We start from the raw sequence: 15,687 nt of genomic DNA, 5'->3' as shown, positions 1-15,687 counted from the left end.
TGCCATCTCTTCCTGCAGCATGCATGGCGCAGTCCAGCCCTTTCAACGCTTCAGTGGACCGGTGGTCGCGGCCGAAGTCGAGTGTAAGCGCTTGCAGTTTTACCCCGCAACTGTTTTTAACAACCCACAAAAGTTTGAAGGCGATCCGCAGGCTACAGAACGTAGTGGCGAAGGAACGCACTGACGTCGACCATCTCGGCCTTGGACATCGCGTGGCCCATTCCCGGGTAGGTGCGCGCGGTCAGCAGGGTGTGCGCGTCCAGCCAGTCCGCGGTGTACTCGGTGGCTTCCTCGTTGATCACGAGGTCCTCTTTGTCCCTGCCCCAAAAGAAAGGCGGCGGGACCTCGATGGATTCGCTCAGGGCCAGGAGATCGTTGTTCAGGACGAAGCCGGAAAGCCCGACGACGGCCGGAAACTCCCGGGGACGCAGCCGCAGCAGGGTGCTGGCCATGGCCATTCCCTGCGAGTATCCCAGCAGGCTGACACTGCTGTGCCCGCTCTTGACGGAGTCAATCCAGGCAAGGACCGAGTTGGCCGCCGCGATGACATCGGCAAAGTCGTTCGTGAGGAAGTAATCGAGCAGGAACCAGCCGTAGCCGTCCGCGATGGGCATCGGAGCCCGCAGCGCAGCACAGGTGAATTCAGCCGGGAGGTGGTCGAACAGGTTAACCATCCGCGACTCGTCAGTGCCGTAGCCGTGCATCATCACCAGCAAAGGCGTCCCGGCACGCTCACTCGCCGGCTTCGACCACACCACCGTCTCCATCGGACAAGCCTATCCAGTCCCGCACGTCCTTCTCGGGGCCTGACCTGCGCGTTTGATTGAAAGTGCGTGTACTCGGATGTAGCCTGACGATTAACAGCATGCTTAGTAAGTGGCGCAGGGCAGGCCGTACTTACCAAGTTGCGAGAAGCCCGCCAATGCAAGGAGCACGTCATGAGAATCGGTTCCGCTATTTTCCTCATTGCCCTGGGCGCCATCCTGGCCTGGGCCGTCACCCCGGGACTCATTCCCAATGTTGACCAGACTCTGGTCGGCTACATCCTGATGGCTGTCGGCGTCATCGGCCTGATCGCATCCCTCGTAATGGCGAACCCGGGAAGGAGCCGCCGCGTCAGCGAGTCCCGTTCGGTGGTGGACCCCAATACCGGCGAACGGATCACCCGCAACGAAAGCCGCGACGGCGGCCTCTAGCGCCGATCGCACTTCCATCGGGATGGGGCCCGCAGTGAATCTCCAGCTCAAGTACCGGACCGCCGGGCCAGACCTTCGGGTCCGGCCCGGCGTTTTGGTTTCATGTTGGTTTTTCATTGACAAAGCAACATGAACGAAGATAAAGTCAAGTAATTGCAGATCATGTGATGACAGTCACTGAATGACTGTCACTGGCAGACAACCGCTGGATGAGAGTCCCTGGTTGGCAGTCCCTGATCTGGAATGACCGGACGTTTTAGCAGTACTAACGCAGGGCAGTACTTACGCAATGGAGGGTATGTGTTCGCCGAGGAGCGTCAGCAGCAGATCGCAGGGCTCGTTGCAGCCAGCGGCCGTGCCAGCGTGACCGACCTCGCAGAACGCTTCCGGATCACCACCGAAACGGTCCGCCGCGATCTCGCCGCCCTCGAATCCGCCGGCACGGTCCGGCGCGTGCACGGCGGCGCCGTCTCGGCAGACCGCTTCAGCACAACTGAAGAAAGCATCCTGGAACGGACCATCCAGCGCCAGGAACAGAAGCTCCGCATCGCGGAGGCCGCCCTCGCCTTCCTGCCGCAGGGACCCTCAAGCAGCATCGTCCTCGACGCCGGATCCACCACGGAGGTCCTCGCCGATATCCTGGCACGCCGCAATGCCGGTTCGGCCGCTTCCAAGGGAGCCAAGGGAGCGGAAAAAGACCAGGAACTGGTGGTCATTACGCACGCCGTCCCCATCGCCGCCAAACTCGCCAGCACACCCGGCATCGCACTGCAGATCCTCGGCGGCCGGGTCCGGGGGCTGACCAAGGCAGCCGTCGGCCAAGCAACCGTGGACGCGGCACACAAGCTCCGCCCGGACATTGCCTTCGTGGGAACCAACGGCATCCACGCCAGCTTTGGCCTCAGCACCCCCGACCCCGAAGAGGCCGCAGTCAAGGCCGCTTTCGTCCATTCGGCCCGCCGCATTGTGGTGCTGGCCGATTCATCCAAGCTGGACGCGGAAACGCTCGTCCAGTTCGCCTCGTTGAAAGATCTGGACACATTGATCACTGACCGCAAACCCAGCCGAGAACTAGCCGCGGCCCTCGCAGAGGCCGGCGTGGAGGTGGTCATCGCATGATTGTCACCCTCACAGCCAACCCCAGCCTCGACCGCACGGTGGCGCTTCCCGGGCCTCTCGAACGCGGCGAAGTCCAGCGCGCCGTCTCCGTGAGCCAGGAGTCCGGCGGCAAGGGAGTCAACGTCTCCCGCGCCCTCGTGGCGTCGGGACTGGAGACCCTCGCGGTACTTCCGGGGGGCGACTCCGATCCGGTGCTGGCCGGCCTGCGGGATGCCAAGGTGCCGTTCGCGGCCCTGGCCATCCACGAGCCGCTGCGCACCAACGTAGCGCTCACGGAGCCGGGCGGGGTCACCACCAAGATCAACGAGCCCGGCCCGGTGCTGGACGAGGAGGCACAGGAGGCCCTGATCGGGCTGCTGCTGGAGCGCGCCAAGGGTGCCAGCTGGGTTGTCCTCGCGGGATCGCTCCCACCCGGGGTTCCCGCCGATTTTTACGCCACCGTCACCCGGAGGCTGCGTTCCGCGGACACTGGAAACAGCGTTCCGCAGATCGCCGTCGACTCCTCCGGGGCGCCGCTCGCGGCGGCCATCGCCGGCGATGCGACAGGGGCAGTGTCCGGGAAACCGGACCTGCTCAAACCCAATGCCGAGGAACTCGCGGAGCTCGCTGCCGCAGCAGGTTTCGCCTCGGTGAGCACGGCTGAGGAACTCGAAGCGGATCCGGAGGCTGCCGCGGCAGCCGCCGCCGCCGTCGTGCGTTCCGGTGTGGGGGCCGTGTTGGCAACGCTCGGTTCAAAGGGCGCTGTCCTTGTGACGGCCGACGGCGCGTGGCTGGCCACGCATCCGCCGGTCACCGCGGTCAGTACGGTCGGCGCGGGCGATTCGTCGCTGGCCGGCTATCTGCTCGCCGCAGACCAGGGCGCCGCCCCGGCTGACTGCCTCCGTCAAGCTGTGGCGCACGGCGCCGCAGCCGCTTCCCTGCCGGGCTCCACAGTTCCGGCAGTCCACCAAACCACCCCCGATGCCGTAACCATCACGGCCCTCCGGAAGGATTGACAGTGACTCAGCTCATCACCACCGACCTGGTCGAGCTCGACCAGAACCTGGGCAATTCGCCCGAGGACGTGATCCGGCACCTTGCAGGCCGGGTTGCGGCCGTTGGCCGCGCCAGCGAAGTCGAAGGCCTCTTTACCGACGCCTTCGCCCGCGAGCAGAAGACCGCCACGGGCGTGCCCGGCGGCATCGCCATCCCGCACTGCCGCTCGGCAGCGGTGACCGAACCCACGCTGGCCATGGCTCGGCTCTCCCAGCCCGTCGACTTCGGCGCGAAGGACGGCCCCGCCGACCTGATTTTCTTCATCGCCGCACCGTCCGGCGCGGACCAGGAGCACCTCAAGCTCCTGTCCAAGCTCGCCAGGTCCCTGATCAAGAAGGACTTCACCGGCGCACTGCGCTCCGCATCCTCGGAGGCGGAAATCGTCGAACTCGTTGAGGGTGCCCTGGCTGACAAGCCGGCAGCGCATGCTGCCGCCGCCGCAGGCTCCAGTACTGCAAACGCCTCAGCCACTCCGGCACCGCAGGCTGCCGGCACCAAGGGCGGCCCCAAGCGCCTGGTGGCCGTCACCGCGTGCCCCACCGGCATCGCCCACACCTACATGGCGGCCGACTCCCTCGTCGCAGCAGCGCAGGAAGTGGGCGTAGACCTGCAGGTGGAAACCCAGGGTTCCTCGGGCGCCAAGCCCTTGGACCCGGCCGTCATCGCAGCCGCCGACGCCGTGATCTTCGCCGTTGACGTTGACGTGCGCGGCAAGGAGCGGTTTGCCGGCAAGCCCGTCATCAACGCCCCGGTCAAACGTGGCATCGACGAGCCCGCCAAGATGGTGCAGGAAGCACTGGACGCCGCGGACAACCCGAACGCCCGCCGCGTTCCGCACTTCGGCGCCGAAGAGCAGGCAGAGCAGGAAGCCGCCGAAAAGGGCGAGCACATCGGCCAGAAGCTGAAGAGGGCCCTGCTGACCGGCGTCAGCTACATGATTCCGTTCGTTGCCGGCGGTGGCCTGCTGATCGCCCTGGGCTTCCTGCTGGGCGGGTACGACATCACCGGGGTCGCCGACAAGGTTGTTGTTGAGAACAACTTCGGCAACCTTCCCGAAGGTGGCCTCCCCATCTACCTCGGTGCAGTGATGTTCAAGATCGGCGCCCTGTCCATGGGCTTCCTGGTCCCGGCCCTGGCCGGCTACATCGCCTATGCGATTGCGGACCGGCCGGGCATCGCACCGGGCTTCGTCTCCGGTGCCGTGGCCGGCTTCATGGGAGCGGGCTTCCTCGGCGGCATCGTCGGCGGCCTGCTCGCCGGCTACATCGCGCATCTGATCGGGACCTGGGCTGTACCGCGCTGGCTGCGCGGACTGATGCCGGTCGTCATCATTCCGCTGCTGGCATCCATCGTCGCTTCGGGCCTGATGTTCATGGTTCTCGGCGGCCCGATCGCAGGCCTCACCGCTGCCCTGAACGGCTGGCTCTCCGGCATGACCGGCGCCTCGGCCGTGGTCCTCGGGATCATCCTTGGCCTCATGATGTGCTTCGACCTTGGCGGACCGGTTAATAAGGTCGCCTACGCCTTCGCTGTGGCCGGCCTGAGCGCCGGCAGCGCCACCAACCAGGCCCCGTGGCAGATCATGGCAACTGTCATGGCTGCCGGCATGGTGCCGCCGCTCGCCATGGCCCTCGCCACCGTCCTGGACAAGAAGCTCTTCAGCCTGGCTGAGCGCGAGAACGGCAAGGCAGCCTGGCTGCTCGGTGCCTCCTTCATCTCCGAGGGAGCCATTCCGTTCGCCGCAGCCGATCCGCTGCGCGTCATCCCCGCCAGCATGGTGGGCGGCGCGGTCACCGGTGCGCTCACCATGGCCTTCGGCGTCACGTCGCAGGCACCGCACGGCGGAATCTTCGTGTTCTTCGCCATCGGCAACGTGCTGATGTTCATCATCTCCATCCTGGCCGGAACGGTAGTCACCGCCCTCGTGGTGCTCGCCCTCAAGCGCTGGGCGGCCCGCAAGACCGTTGATACGGTGGAGACTGTCCCAGTTTCTGTCTGACCCGCTGGCCTCCAGCACCCCAAACCCCGCACTGCAATTGCAAGGAGCAGAAATGTCCGAACGTACCGCAACCGTCGCCAGCCGAGTGGGCCTGCACGCACGCCCGGCCGCGATCTTCGCCGAGGCCGCCGGCGAGTTTGACCTCGACATCACCATCGCCCGCGAAGGTGAGCCGGCAGACGAAGCCATGGACGCCGCCAGCATCCTGTCCCTGATGAGCCTCGGCGCATCGCACGGCGACGTTGTGGTGCTCCGGGCAGACGGCGACGGTGCGGATGCCGCCCTCGACCGTCTGGTCCAGATCCTTGAGACGGACCACGACGCCGAATAGGGCGCTGGCAGCCTCATAGCGGCCGGCCCCTGCACAGCTTCCCGATAGAGCGGAGACTGGGCAGGGGCCGGCCGCTGCCGTTTCCGGACTTGTTCCGGCCCGGAACACCCCACTGAACACAGCTTGAACACCGCTTGAACATCGCTTGCTAAGCAAACTTACTAGTTTCTTGTTTTTGCTCCTCGGCCCCACTAGCTTTGAACTGTGGCCCCGCCGTTCCATACCGCACAGCCGTTCCAAAACACCGGAGACCCCGGGCTGAAGGAGGAAGACAGAGTGGCAACCCTGCACGAAAGCATTGAGGTCCAGGTTCCGGTCAGCACGGCCTACAACCAGTGGACGCAGTTCGAATCCTTTCCCCAATTCATGAAGGGGGTGGAATCCGTCGAGCAGATCGATGAGACGTCGCTGCATTTCCGCACCAAGGTGGCCGGCATCAAGCGGGAGTATGACGCGCAGATCCTGGAGCAGACGCCGGACACGTGCATAGCGTGGGTCAGCAAGGACAAGCCCCGCAACGCCGGGCGGGTCACCTTCGAAGGCCTCGGAGCGGATCTCTGCCGGGTCAACGTGGAGCTCGAATGGGAGCCGGAGGGCCTCCTGGAGAGGACAGCTGCCGCCGCACACGTCGATGAAACCCAGGTCGAGTCCGACCTGCTGCGCTTCAAGGAGTTCATCGAGTCCCGCGGCATCGAAACCGGCGCCTGGCGGGCGTCCGTTGACCGCGGGGAGGTAGACGCCCCGTAGGGCAATACCGGCAAGAGAGATACAGTCCTGGAGGGAACGATGCCCGAGAATAAGAATCCCAGCCTGAAGGATCCCAAACTCTACGAAGAGCTTCGTGATGAGGGCGCCTCAAAGCAGAAGGCGGCCCGCATCTCGAACGCGGCCGCACAGAAGGGCAGGTCCGCAGTCGGCCGCAAGGGCGGCAAAGCCGGTGACTACGACGACTGGACGGTGGACCAGTTGAAGGCCAAAGCCAAGGAGATCGGCCTCAAGGGCTACTCAGGCAAAAAGAAGAGCGAACTCATTTCTGCGCTCAGAAACTCCTGAGCGGCCGCTCATGAGACCGGAGGGCGGGGTGCCCGGGTTCTCAGGCGCCCTTCCTTGCCCTAGTGGTGGTGGTCTTCGACGCGGTGGCCTTGGCGGCCGTGCTCTTGGTGGCCGTGGTCTTGGCGGCCGGCTTGGGAGTGGACCGTGCCCCGCTCTTGACGGGGGTCTTGGCCTCAGAGGAGGACGCCTCGTCCTGTCCACTTTTCGCGGTTCGGGCCTTGGTGCCTCCGGTCTTCGCAGTTCCGGCCTTGGAGCTGTCCGTCTTGGCTGCTGCGCTCCTGCCGGACCTGGCCCGGCCGGACGCCGGCTTGGCCTTCCCCGCCTCCTCGGCGTCGTCGCCCTCGGATTCAGAGTCGCCCCCGGATTCAGATGCGTCAGAGTCGCCGGCTGCCCGCCCGCCGGCTCCGCGTTTCCGGTCCAGGCTTCGCTTGAGCGCCTCCATCAGGTCGATCACTTCGCCGGTGCCCGATGCAGCGGCCTCGGCACCGAAGGTCTCTTCCGTGTCCAGGGCATCGCCCTTCTCCAGCTTGGCCTCGATCAGCTGGCGCAACTGGGTCTGGTAGTCGTCCGTGAACTGCTCCGGCTCGAAATCGGAAGCCATGGACTCCACCAGCGCTGCGGACATCTCGCGTTCCTGGGCGGAGATCCGGATGGACGTATCCAGGGCAGGGAATTCCGCCTCACGCACCTCGTCCGCCCACAGCAGCGCCTGCAGCATCAGGACGTCGTCCCGGATCCGCAGGGCACCCAGGCGGGTCTTGTCCCGCAGCGCAAACTGCACGATCGCCACCCGGTCGGTGTCCTCGAGCGCCCGGCGCAGCAGCATATAGGCCTTGGGCGACTTGGAGTCAGGCTCCAGATAGTAGCTTTTCTCGAACATGATGGGATCGAGCTGCTCGGACGGCACGAACTGAACCACTTCAATCTCGTGGCTGTTTTCTGCCGGAATGGACTTGAGCTCCTCGCGGGAAAGGATCACCGTCCGGCCGTCGTCCTCATAGGCTTTCTCGATGTCCGCATAATCCACCACCTTGCTGCACACCTCGCAGCGTCGCTGGTAGCGGATCCGGCCGCCATCGGAGTTATGCACCTGATGGAGGCTGATGTCGTGGTCCTCGGTGGCGCTGTATACCTTGACGGGGACGTTGACCAGCCCGAATGCAATGGCACCTTTCCAGATGGCTCTCATGAGACAAGTGAACATCACCCTGCCCCGGAGGTGAAGCCCCTTGGCCGGAGGTAAGGAACGTGTCCGGGTCGCCGGCCGTGAGCTGACACTGACAAACCTGGACAAGGTGCTCTATCCCGCCACGGGCACCACCAAGGCTGACGTGCTGGCCTACTACGCTGCGGTGGCGCCGGTCCTCATCCCGGCCGCCGCCGACCGGCCGGCGACCCGCAAGCGGTGGGTCCACGGCGTCGGGACTGTGGACGAGCCCGGGCAGATGTTCTTCCAAAAGAACCTTGACCACTCCACCCCCGGCTGGGTTCCCCGCGCCGCCATCACGCACAAGACCAGCACCAACTACTATCCGCTGGTGAACGACGCCGCGACGCTGACCTGGCTGGCGCAGATTGCCTCGCTGGAGATCCACGTCCCGCAATGGCGCGTGGACTCCCATGGCAACGCCCTGTCCCCGGACCGGCTCGTGCTTGACCTGGATCCTGGAGAAGGGGCAGGGCTGCAGGAATGCGCTGAAGTGGCCAGGCTGGCCCGTGCCATCCTGAAGGACGTGGGGCTCGACCCGGTGCCGGTGACCAGCGGCAGCAAAGGCATCCACCTGTACGCCGGACTGGACGGCACGCAGTCCTCCGACCAGGTTTCCGACTTCGCGCACGAGCTGGCCCGGGCCCTTGAGGCCGACCATCCGGACCTGGCCGTCAGCGACATGAAGAAGTCGCTGAGGACGGGCAAGGTCCTCGTCGACTGGAGCCAGAACAATGCCGCCAAGACCACAATCGTTCCCTATTCGCTGCGTGGCCGGCTGAGGCCCACCGTGGCGGCCCCGCGAACGTGGCGGGAGCTGACGTCCTCCTCCCTCCGGCACCTGGCTTATGAGGAAGTCATGCGCAGGGTCGAGAGCGGCAAAGACCCGTTCGCCGTCGTCGACGAGATCAGCGGACGGGCCCACGCTGCGGACTCCGGCGCGCACCGCCGCCGCGGCGGCCACGAGGACCCCCGGCTGCATAAATACCGGTCGCTCCGGGACCAGGACGAGACGCCGGAGCCGTTCACCGCTGAAGAACACCTCAGCGCCGAAACCAACGATGCACAGGAAATCTTCGTGATCCAGGAGCACCACGCCAGCAGGCTCCACTACGATTTCCGGCTTGAGCACGACGGCGTGCTGGTCTCATGGGCGCTGCCGAAGGGCGTACCGGAGACAGGGTCCAAGAACCACCTGGCCGTCCAGACCGAGGACCATCCGATGGACTACGCCGATTTCGAAGGCACCATCCCCAAGGGCCAATACGGCGCCGGCACCGTCAGCATCTGGGACAAAGGCGTCTACGAGCTGGAAAAGTGGGTCAACGGCAAGGAAGTGATCGCCACGCTTACAGGCCAGGAGGGCGGCGGCCTCGGCGGCACCAGGAAATTCGCCCTGATCCACACCGGGGAGGGCGAGGGCGGGCAGGGACAATGGCTCATCCACCTAATGGACAAGGCGCATGGCATAAGGGGCAGGCGCGGCACTCCCCCAACGCCCAAAGCGGCGGCGTCGCCGGCCGCGTCCCCGCCCAGGGATACCGGCACAGGCACCGCCGCAGGCCGGAACACCATGGTCGAGGACCCCACCCCGATGTTGGCGACCGCCGGGACACCGGCGGATCTCCACGGCAGCGACTGGTTTTTCGAACTCAAATGGGACGGGATCCGCGCCCTGGTGGTTGCGGACGGGGAGAAGGTCCGGCTCCTCAGCCGCAACGGCAACGACATGTCCGCCAGCTACCCCGAACTGACCGACCGTGGCTGCTGGCCGCCGCAGGACTTCATCGCGGACGGCGAGATCATCGCCGTCGGGCCCCGCGGCAGGCCCGACTTCGGACTCCTCCAGGGCCGGATGAAACTGACCAGGCCGGGCGATGTAAAGAAGGCCCGCGCAGCCATTCCCGTGCGGCTGATGCTGTTTGACCTGCTGGCCGAGGCCGGCGAAGACCTGCGCCGGCGCCCTGCCCAGGAACGCAGGCAACGGCTCGTTGACTTCTACCGCCCGTCGGATTGCCCGGTGCAGCTGTCGGAAACACTGGACGAGCGGGTGGAACACATCCTGGAAAGCGCGCGGGAACTAGGCCTGGAAGGCGTGATGGCGAAACGCGTCGACAGCCGGTACGTCAGCGGACAACGGAGCCGGTCGTGGATCAAGCTCAAGATCGAACAGACCCAGGAAGTAGTGGTGGGCGGCTGGCGGCCCGGAAAGGGCGAGCGGTCCGACACCGTGGGGGCGCTGCTGCTGGGACTGCCGGAGGGCAAGAAGCTTCGGTATGTTGGCCGCGTGGGCAGCGGCTTCAGCATGCAGGAGCTCCGGGAACTGCGCCAGACCATGGACCGGCTGGCCCGGAAGAGCTCGCCCTTCAATGACGTGCCGGCCCTCGACGCCGCCGGCGCCCGCTGGATCGCGCCGGATCTCGTGGGCGAAGTGACGTTCGGGGAATGGACCGGCAGCGGAAAGCTCAGGCATCCCGTGTGGCGCGGCTGGCGCCTGGACAAGAATCCGGAGGACGTCGTCGCCGAATGACCAAAGCTGCCTGAGACGCGCAAAGCTTCCCGCGACACTCAAACGGCCTGGCGACACGCGAATTCGCGCGTCGCCAGGCCGTTTGCGTATCTTCAGACCATTTGCGAGTCCTCAGCAGCTCAGGACGAGTGCGGCATCTGGGGACGGCTGGTCCGGTGGACAGCGGTCACAGCGGCCTCCTGGCCCACGCGGCCGCGGTTCGAACCGCGGTCCTTGGGATGGCGGTGCTTGCCGTTGCCGTCCGGCCACTGATGCCCGCCGCCCATCGCCGATGTCACGGCAATGGTTTCCGGCGTGGGCAGCGGCGGCCTGTCCATTGACTCTGCCAGGTGTGATGCCACCTCTGGTTTGATGGAGCGTCCTTTGTTCGTGTCAGCCATTTGTTCTTCCTTTCCCCGATGAAACGAAGCCATTGCAGGACTGCCTTCGGGCTGCCGGCGGCCGGAGTCTGAAGTTCCGGCGAGACCGGGAACACCGCGGAGGCAGGGCCTCAACAGGCGTGGACTTTTGTGGTGTAGATGGCGGGGCGGCAGTCCGCGGAGCAATCCGACGGCGGCCGGCCGGCCACCTACTCAAAGATCAGTGTTCCCATGGCTCCACGATATGCAGAAACCTGCCGGGCGGGAACCCCCGCAAGGCCCTCAGTCCCGGGTCCCGCTGTTAAAGGAGCCTTCCCAGACGGCGCGGGATCCGGCTTCCCCGATCTCCACCACCCTGATGACCGTTCCGCCGCACAGGACAAGAACCAGCACGACGGCGATTGCCGCGGCAATGCGGATACCCGCGGTTCCGAGTTTCCTCCGCACTCCGTCCGCCTGAGTGGTCCCGTACCGGAACCACAGCCATTGAGCGATGGCCACGATAAACACGCCGGTGACCCAGGGCAGAAGTGTGCCCCCGAGGTTGGAGTGGGTTGTGATGGCAGGGGTCGTGTCCACCCGCTGCATCAGCCATTCCCCGGACTGCTGGGTGATGGGGACCGTGATGAGCGCCACCAGGGCAATGAGCGGGGTCACGATTCCAAGCCGCCTGCGGGCTGCCGGCCACACGATGCTCAGCACCGTGCACACGGCTGCCACAGGCACGACGACCACAGTGCCGTGCACCACCAGTACATGCAGTGGCAGACCGCTGATTACATAGTCCATGCCCAACACCCCTGACTGGAGTCGTCAATCCTGTTCCCACGGCCCCGGATCCCGGACCGGGTTACCCGATCAGACGAGCACCGTGGGTAATCGGTTCAATCCGCGCTCATTTCCGGCCCCAATACGGCCGCCCGCCGCGTCCGAAGGACCCCCTCTACCCATGATTTCGGTCCCAAAACTGGCCCTGAAACGAAAATTTTTGATAACGATGCCGGTGCGGGCGCCTATTCCGCGGAATCACGGGGTGAAACCGGGCAAAACAAATCTGGGATCTGACCCGCATTCCGGGCTGAAACACCGGATCATACGGCACGAAGCCCTCGTCCGCCACGAAAATCGCGTAAAATTGAAGGCCTGCCCGGAGCGGGGCAGCTACAAGTCGCAAGCAAATGACCTCCACAGGAGTCGCCCAAATGCCCATAGACCGAAGCACGACCGACTCTTCAGCAGGCGTTATGAACGCCGGCGGAACCAACCAAGTGGCACCCCAGGGTGTGAAGAAACCAAAGCTACTCTTACGTCGCCGGCTCAAGGAGTCCGACGTCAACGTCGTAGACCAGCCCATGCTGAAGAAGGCGCTCGGCGGCACCATCGTCGGCAACACCATGGAGTGGTACGACGTCGGCGTGTTCGGCTATCTGATCACCACCATGGGACCCGTGTTCCTGCCTGAGGCTGACGCCAAGGTTCAGACGCTGTTCCTGCTGGGCACGTTTGCTGCTACCTTCATCGCCCGCCCGCTGGGCGGCGTGATCTTTGGCTGGCTTGGTGACAAGATCGGACGCCAGAAGGTCCTTGCGGCCACGCTGATGCTGATGGCCGCGAGCACGTTCGCCATTGGCCTGCTTCCGGGTTATGCCCAGATCGGCATCTGGGCGGCTGGCCTGCTGGTGCTGCTCAAGATTATCCAGGGCTTCTCCACGGGCGGCGAATACGCCGGCGCCACCACCTTCGTGAGCGAGTACGCCCCGGACAAGCGGCGCGGCTTCTTCGCCAGCTTCCTGGACCTGGGCAGCTACCTCGGGTTTGCACTCGGCGCGGCCCTGGTTTCCGTGCTCCAGCTGACGCTGGGCCAGTCCGCCATGGAGGAATGGGGATGGCGCTTGCCGTTCCTCATTGCCGGCCCGCTCGGCCTCATCGCCGTGTACTTCCGTAACAAGATCGAGGAATCCCCGCAGTTCCAGGCAACGCTGGATGCCCAGGAGGAGCAGGCCAAGGACGGTTCAGCCGGAGACGCTGCCGCCGTCAAGGGCCCGGTCGGAATCATCAAGGCCTACTGGCGCTCACTCATCGTGGCCATGATTCTGGTAGCCGCTGCCAACACGGCCGGTTACGCCCTGACCTCCTACATGCCGACCTACCTCACCGAGTCCAAGGGCTACGATCCGGTCCACGGCACTCTGCTGACCATTCCCGTCCTCATTGTCATGAGCCTGTGCATCCCCCTGACCGGCAAGCTGTCCGACCGCATCGGCCGCCGCCCCGTGCTGTGGATCGGCGCGGTGAGCACCATCGTGCTGGCTGCCCCGGCGTTCATGCTGATCGGCATCGGCAGCACCTGGTCCACGCTGGCGGGCCTGGCCCTCGTGGCCTTCCCGGTGACGTTCTACGTCGCCAACCTGGCCTCGGCGCTGCCCGCCCAGTTCCCCACGGCCAGCCGCTACGGCGCAATGGGAATCGCTTACAACTTCTCCGTAGCGATCTTCGGCGGCACCACCCCGTTCATCGTCGCCGCACTGATCTCGGCGACGGACAACGACATGATGCCGGCGTACTACCTGATGGCCACCTCGGCCATTGGTGCCATCGCCATCTACTTCCTGAAGGAATCCGCCCAGCGTCCGCTGCCGGGCTCCATGCCGAGCGTGGACACGCAGGCCGAAGCCCGCGAACTGGTGGCTGGCCAGGACGACAACCCGCTGCTTGACCTCGACGACCTGCCGTTCGACGCCGTGGACGCCGAGAAGAAGATCCTGGCGGACCAGGCGGACCAGGACAAGGACAAGGACAAGGACAAGGTTCCCGCCAACGCCTGATCGTCCAACCGCCCCGCGTCCGTGGTGAAGGCCTGTCCGGTGTGCTGTCCTTGGGGGAAGCACACTGGGCAGGCCCTTGCCATGCCCAGGGATAACAGAAATCCCGGGTCCGGTCCCCGCGGTGCTAGTTTCTATAGGAATGTCCCTTTGCAGAGTGCCGCCCCGCGGGACGGCCAGCCTGACCGGTTTGGAGGAGTTGCCGTGCGGCCCGTCCTGAGCCACTTCCGGCAGCTCCACAGCCTGGGACCAGCGAACAATGACCAGGTTTCCGCGTTGCGGGTGGCCATCAGCGTGGCGGTTCCGTCACTGCTCCTTTTACTCGGCGGCCGGCCGGACCTGATCACCTACGCCGTCTTTGGCGCCCTGACCGGCATGTACGGGCGGAATGAGCCCCACCAGCTCCGGCTCCGGCACCAGCTGCAGGCGGCACTTGTGCTGCTGTCCGGCGTGGCGGTCGGCGTCTTCCTGTCTGTTAACCACCTGCATTCCTGGTGGCTGGTGGGGGTGGAAGCGATCCTTGCAGGTGTTGGGTCCGTGTACTCGGACAGGGTGAGGCTCAAACCCAACGGCCCCTTTTTCGGCATCCTTGCCCTGGGCGCCTGCGCGTCAGTGCCCACGGCTGTTCCCTGGTACGTTGCCCTGCTCATCGCGGCCGCATCGGCCGGCTTCTCGCTTTTCGTGGGTTTCGGCGGCTGGATCCGCGGCCGGGCATGGGACCCCGGTGCAACGCGGAATGCCGTCAGGCTGCAGGGGCGCTTCCGGCAGCGGGCCGTCGTGCACGCCGCGCGCTACACGGCCGCGGTGGGCGCCGCGGGTGCTGTAGGTGTCCTCACCGGCAGCGGCCACCCGCATTGGGCAATGGCGGCCGCCGCTGTTCCGCTCGCCGGCGCGGACCTGCCCAGCAGCGTCCACCGCGGTATCCACCGCATCATCGGAACGCTGTTGGGGCTGGTGATTGTCGCCGTCGTGCTTCTGCCGGGCCCCTGGGCCCTGCTCCCCCACTTCCCGGGGGCCGAAGCGGCCGTCCTCGCCGTCCTGGTCATTGTCTTCCAGTTCACCACTGAGCTGTTCATGGCGCGGCACTACGGGCTGGCGATGGTCTCCTTCACGCCGGTCATACTCCTGATGACGCAGCTGGCTGCTCCGGCCGACCCGTACGTGCTCATTACCGAACGCGGAGTCGAAACTGCCGTGGGGGCAGTGACCGGCATCCTGGTGGTGGTGTTTATCCGTTCGCGCCGGAGCCCTCCACCGGCTCCTTCGGCTTCCTCGGCGGGCCTGCAGTGATCCGGTCCGGCAGGATCCGCGCGGCGGCGGCCAGCACTTTGTAGCGCTTCGTGGGAACGGACACGGCCTTGCCCCGGGCGTTGTCGGCCAGGCCTTCCCGGACCACCCTTCCTGCGCGCAGCCACGTCCAGCCGGGGGCGACGGACTTGTCCATTCCCATCCTGTCGTGGAACTCAGTGTGGACGAAGCCCGGGCAGACCGCCGTGACCTTCACTCCCCGCGGTGAGTAAGCAAGGTTGGCCCAGCGGCTGAAACTGAGCAGCCACGCCTTCGCCGCCGAATAGGAACCGCGGGGAAGGAACGCCGCCACGCTGGCCACGTTGATGATCCGCCCCGAACCACGCGCGAGCATCCCCTGCAAGGCAGCATGGCTGAGCTCCATGGCTGTTTGGACATGCAGTTTCAGATGGCTCTTCTCATCCTCGATGCTGTTCCGGTCGAAGTCCTCGAGCAGTCCCATTCCTGCGTTGTTAACCAGCACCTCCACGGGACGCGCGGCATCGGAAAGCCGGGCGACGACGGCGGCCACTCCGGCGTCGTCCGTCAGGTCGGCGGGCAGCACCTCAGCCGTGGTGCCGTACCGCCGTTCGAGGTCCGCCGCGGTCGCCTTGAGGCGCTGTTCGTCGCGGGCCACGAGGACCACGTCGTGGCCCTGTTCCGCGAGCTGGCGCGCGAATTCCGCGCCGAGCCCCGCAGTGGCACCGGTGATGAGGGCTGTCGTCATGACGCTAGCTTAGCGCCGCCCT

15 protein-coding genes are annotated in these 15,687 nt (G+C 65.6%); 10 read left to right on the top strand and 5 right to left on the bottom strand.

Annotated features, from left to right (window positions below):
- Window positions 1-152 precede the first annotated feature (152 nt).
- Window positions 153-767, bottom strand: a complete 615-nt coding sequence (locus JYA52_RS05085; protein ID WP_205652119.1) for an alpha/beta hydrolase — start codon at window positions 765-767, stop codon at window positions 153-155.
- Between the two features lie 171 nt (window positions 768-938).
- Here JYA52_RS05085 and JYA52_RS05080 point away from each other — a divergent pair, with 171 nt between their 5' ends.
- From JYA52_RS05080 to JYA52_RS05050, 7 genes are all read left to right on the top strand, one after another.
- Entirely contained in the window at window positions 939-1,196 is a 258-nt protein-coding gene (locus JYA52_RS05080) for a DUF6458 family protein (protein WP_205652118.1), read from the top strand.
- A 300-nt stretch (window positions 1,197-1,496) separates the two neighbouring features.
- Window positions 1,497-2,315, top strand: coding sequence for a DeoR/GlpR family DNA-binding transcription regulator (locus tag JYA52_RS05075; protein ID WP_205652117.1), 819 nt, complete (start codon window positions 1,497-1,499; stop codon window positions 2,313-2,315).
- Window positions 2,312-3,310, top strand: coding sequence for a 1-phosphofructokinase family hexose kinase (locus JYA52_RS05070; protein WP_205652116.1), 999 nt, complete (start codon window positions 2,312-2,314; stop codon window positions 3,308-3,310). Before JYA52_RS05075 ends, JYA52_RS05070 begins: the two co-directional genes overlap by 4 nt.
- A 2-nt stretch (window positions 3,311-3,312) precedes the next feature.
- On the top strand, window positions 3,313-5,349 hold the full coding sequence (locus JYA52_RS05065; RefSeq protein WP_205652115.1) for a PTS fructose transporter subunit IIABC: 2,037 nt from the start codon (window positions 3,313-3,315) through the stop codon (window positions 5,347-5,349).
- A gap of 52 nt (window positions 5,350-5,401) precedes the next feature.
- Complete coding sequence (locus JYA52_RS05060) at window positions 5,402-5,680, top strand: HPr family phosphocarrier protein (RefSeq protein ID WP_205652114.1); 279 nt, start codon at window positions 5,402-5,404, stop codon at window positions 5,678-5,680.
- Window positions 5,681-5,956: 276 nt separating this feature from the next.
- Entirely contained in the window at window positions 5,957-6,427 is a 471-nt protein-coding gene (locus JYA52_RS05055) for an SRPBCC family protein (protein ID WP_205652113.1), read from the top strand.
- Window positions 6,428-6,466: 39 nt separating this feature from the next.
- Complete coding sequence (locus JYA52_RS05050) at window positions 6,467-6,733, top strand: DUF7218 family protein (protein WP_205652112.1); 267 nt, start codon at window positions 6,467-6,469, stop codon at window positions 6,731-6,733.
- Between the two features lie 40 nt (window positions 6,734-6,773).
- On the opposite strand, the gene ku is transcribed toward JYA52_RS05050, so the two are convergent.
- A complete protein-coding gene (ku, locus tag JYA52_RS05045) occupies window positions 6,774-7,922 on the bottom strand; it encodes a non-homologous end joining protein Ku (RefSeq protein WP_205652111.1) in 1,149 nt (382 codons plus the stop codon).
- A 40-nt stretch (window positions 7,923-7,962) separates the two neighbouring features.
- On the opposite strand from ku, the gene JYA52_RS05040 reads away from it, so the two are divergent.
- Window positions 7,963-10,470 (top strand): ATP-dependent DNA ligase, encoded by a 2,508-nt coding sequence (locus JYA52_RS05040; protein WP_205652110.1) that lies wholly within the window; start codon window positions 7,963-7,965, stop codon window positions 10,468-10,470.
- 119 nt (window positions 10,471-10,589) lie between these two features.
- On the opposite strand, the gene JYA52_RS05035 is transcribed toward JYA52_RS05040, so the two are convergent.
- Complete coding sequence (locus tag JYA52_RS05035) at window positions 10,590-10,850, bottom strand: hypothetical protein (RefSeq protein ID WP_205652109.1); 261 nt, start codon at window positions 10,848-10,850, stop codon at window positions 10,590-10,592.
- Window positions 10,851-11,111: 261 nt separating this feature from the next.
- Window positions 11,112-11,618, bottom strand: a complete 507-nt coding sequence (locus JYA52_RS05030) for a DUF2231 domain-containing protein (protein ID WP_205652108.1) — start codon at window positions 11,616-11,618, stop codon at window positions 11,112-11,114.
- A gap of 413 nt (window positions 11,619-12,031) precedes the next feature.
- Here JYA52_RS05030 and JYA52_RS05025 point away from each other — a divergent pair, with 413 nt between their 5' ends.
- Together JYA52_RS05025 and JYA52_RS05020 are read left to right on the top strand one after the other, a co-directional pair.
- Window positions 12,032-13,654, top strand: coding sequence for an MFS transporter (locus JYA52_RS05025; protein WP_205652107.1), 1,623 nt, complete (start codon window positions 12,032-12,034; stop codon window positions 13,652-13,654).
- 201 nt (window positions 13,655-13,855) lie between these two features.
- Window positions 13,856-14,941: an FUSC family protein gene (locus JYA52_RS05020; protein WP_307869318.1), complete on the top strand. Its 1,086-nt coding sequence runs from the start codon at window positions 13,856-13,858 to the stop codon at window positions 14,939-14,941.
- On the opposite strand, the gene JYA52_RS05015 is transcribed toward JYA52_RS05020, so the two are convergent.
- Window positions 14,880-15,665 carry an SDR family NAD(P)-dependent oxidoreductase gene (locus tag JYA52_RS05015; protein WP_205652105.1) on the bottom strand — a complete coding sequence of 262 codons (786 nt, stop codon included), beginning with the start codon at window positions 15,663-15,665 and terminating at the stop codon, window positions 14,880-14,882. The genes JYA52_RS05020 and JYA52_RS05015 overlap by 62 nt on opposite strands.
- Window positions 15,666-15,687: the final 22 nt, after the last annotated feature.

Source organism: Arthrobacter pascens, from assembly GCF_017052465.1.
Lineage (GTDB): Bacteria > Actinomycetota > Actinomycetes > Actinomycetales > Micrococcaceae > Arthrobacter > Arthrobacter pascens.
Note: the sequence above shows the minus strand (reverse complement) of the source record. Positions and strands in the feature narration are given on the sequence as shown.

Coding starts and splice junctions, on each gene's coding strand:
- JYA52_RS05060 (WP_205652114.1), top strand. CDS start 5,402: ATGTCCGAACGTACCGCAACCGTCGCCAGCCGAGTGGGCCTGCACGCA.
- ku (WP_205652111.1), bottom strand. CDS start 7,922: ATGAGAGCCATCTGGAAAGGTGCCATTGCATTCGGGCTGGTCAACGTC.
- JYA52_RS05050 (WP_205652112.1), top strand. CDS start 6,467: ATGCCCGAGAATAAGAATCCCAGCCTGAAGGATCCCAAACTCTACGAA.
- JYA52_RS05030 (WP_205652108.1), bottom strand. CDS start 11,618: ATGGACTATGTAATCAGCGGTCTGCCACTGCATGTACTGGTGGTGCAC.
- JYA52_RS05085 (WP_205652119.1), bottom strand. CDS start 767: ATGGAGACGGTGGTGTGGTCGAAGCCGGCGAGTGAGCGTGCCGGGACG.
- JYA52_RS05025 (WP_205652107.1), top strand. CDS start 12,032: ATGCCCATAGACCGAAGCACGACCGACTCTTCAGCAGGCGTTATGAAC.
- JYA52_RS05080 (WP_205652118.1), top strand. CDS start 939: ATGAGAATCGGTTCCGCTATTTTCCTCATTGCCCTGGGCGCCATCCTG.
- JYA52_RS05035 (WP_205652109.1), bottom strand. CDS start 10,850: ATGGCTGACACGAACAAAGGACGCTCCATCAAACCAGAGGTGGCATCA.
- JYA52_RS05015 (WP_205652105.1), bottom strand. CDS start 15,665: ATGACGACAGCCCTCATCACCGGTGCCACTGCGGGGCTCGGCGCGGAA.
- JYA52_RS05070 (WP_205652116.1), top strand. CDS start 2,312: ATGATTGTCACCCTCACAGCCAACCCCAGCCTCGACCGCACGGTGGCG.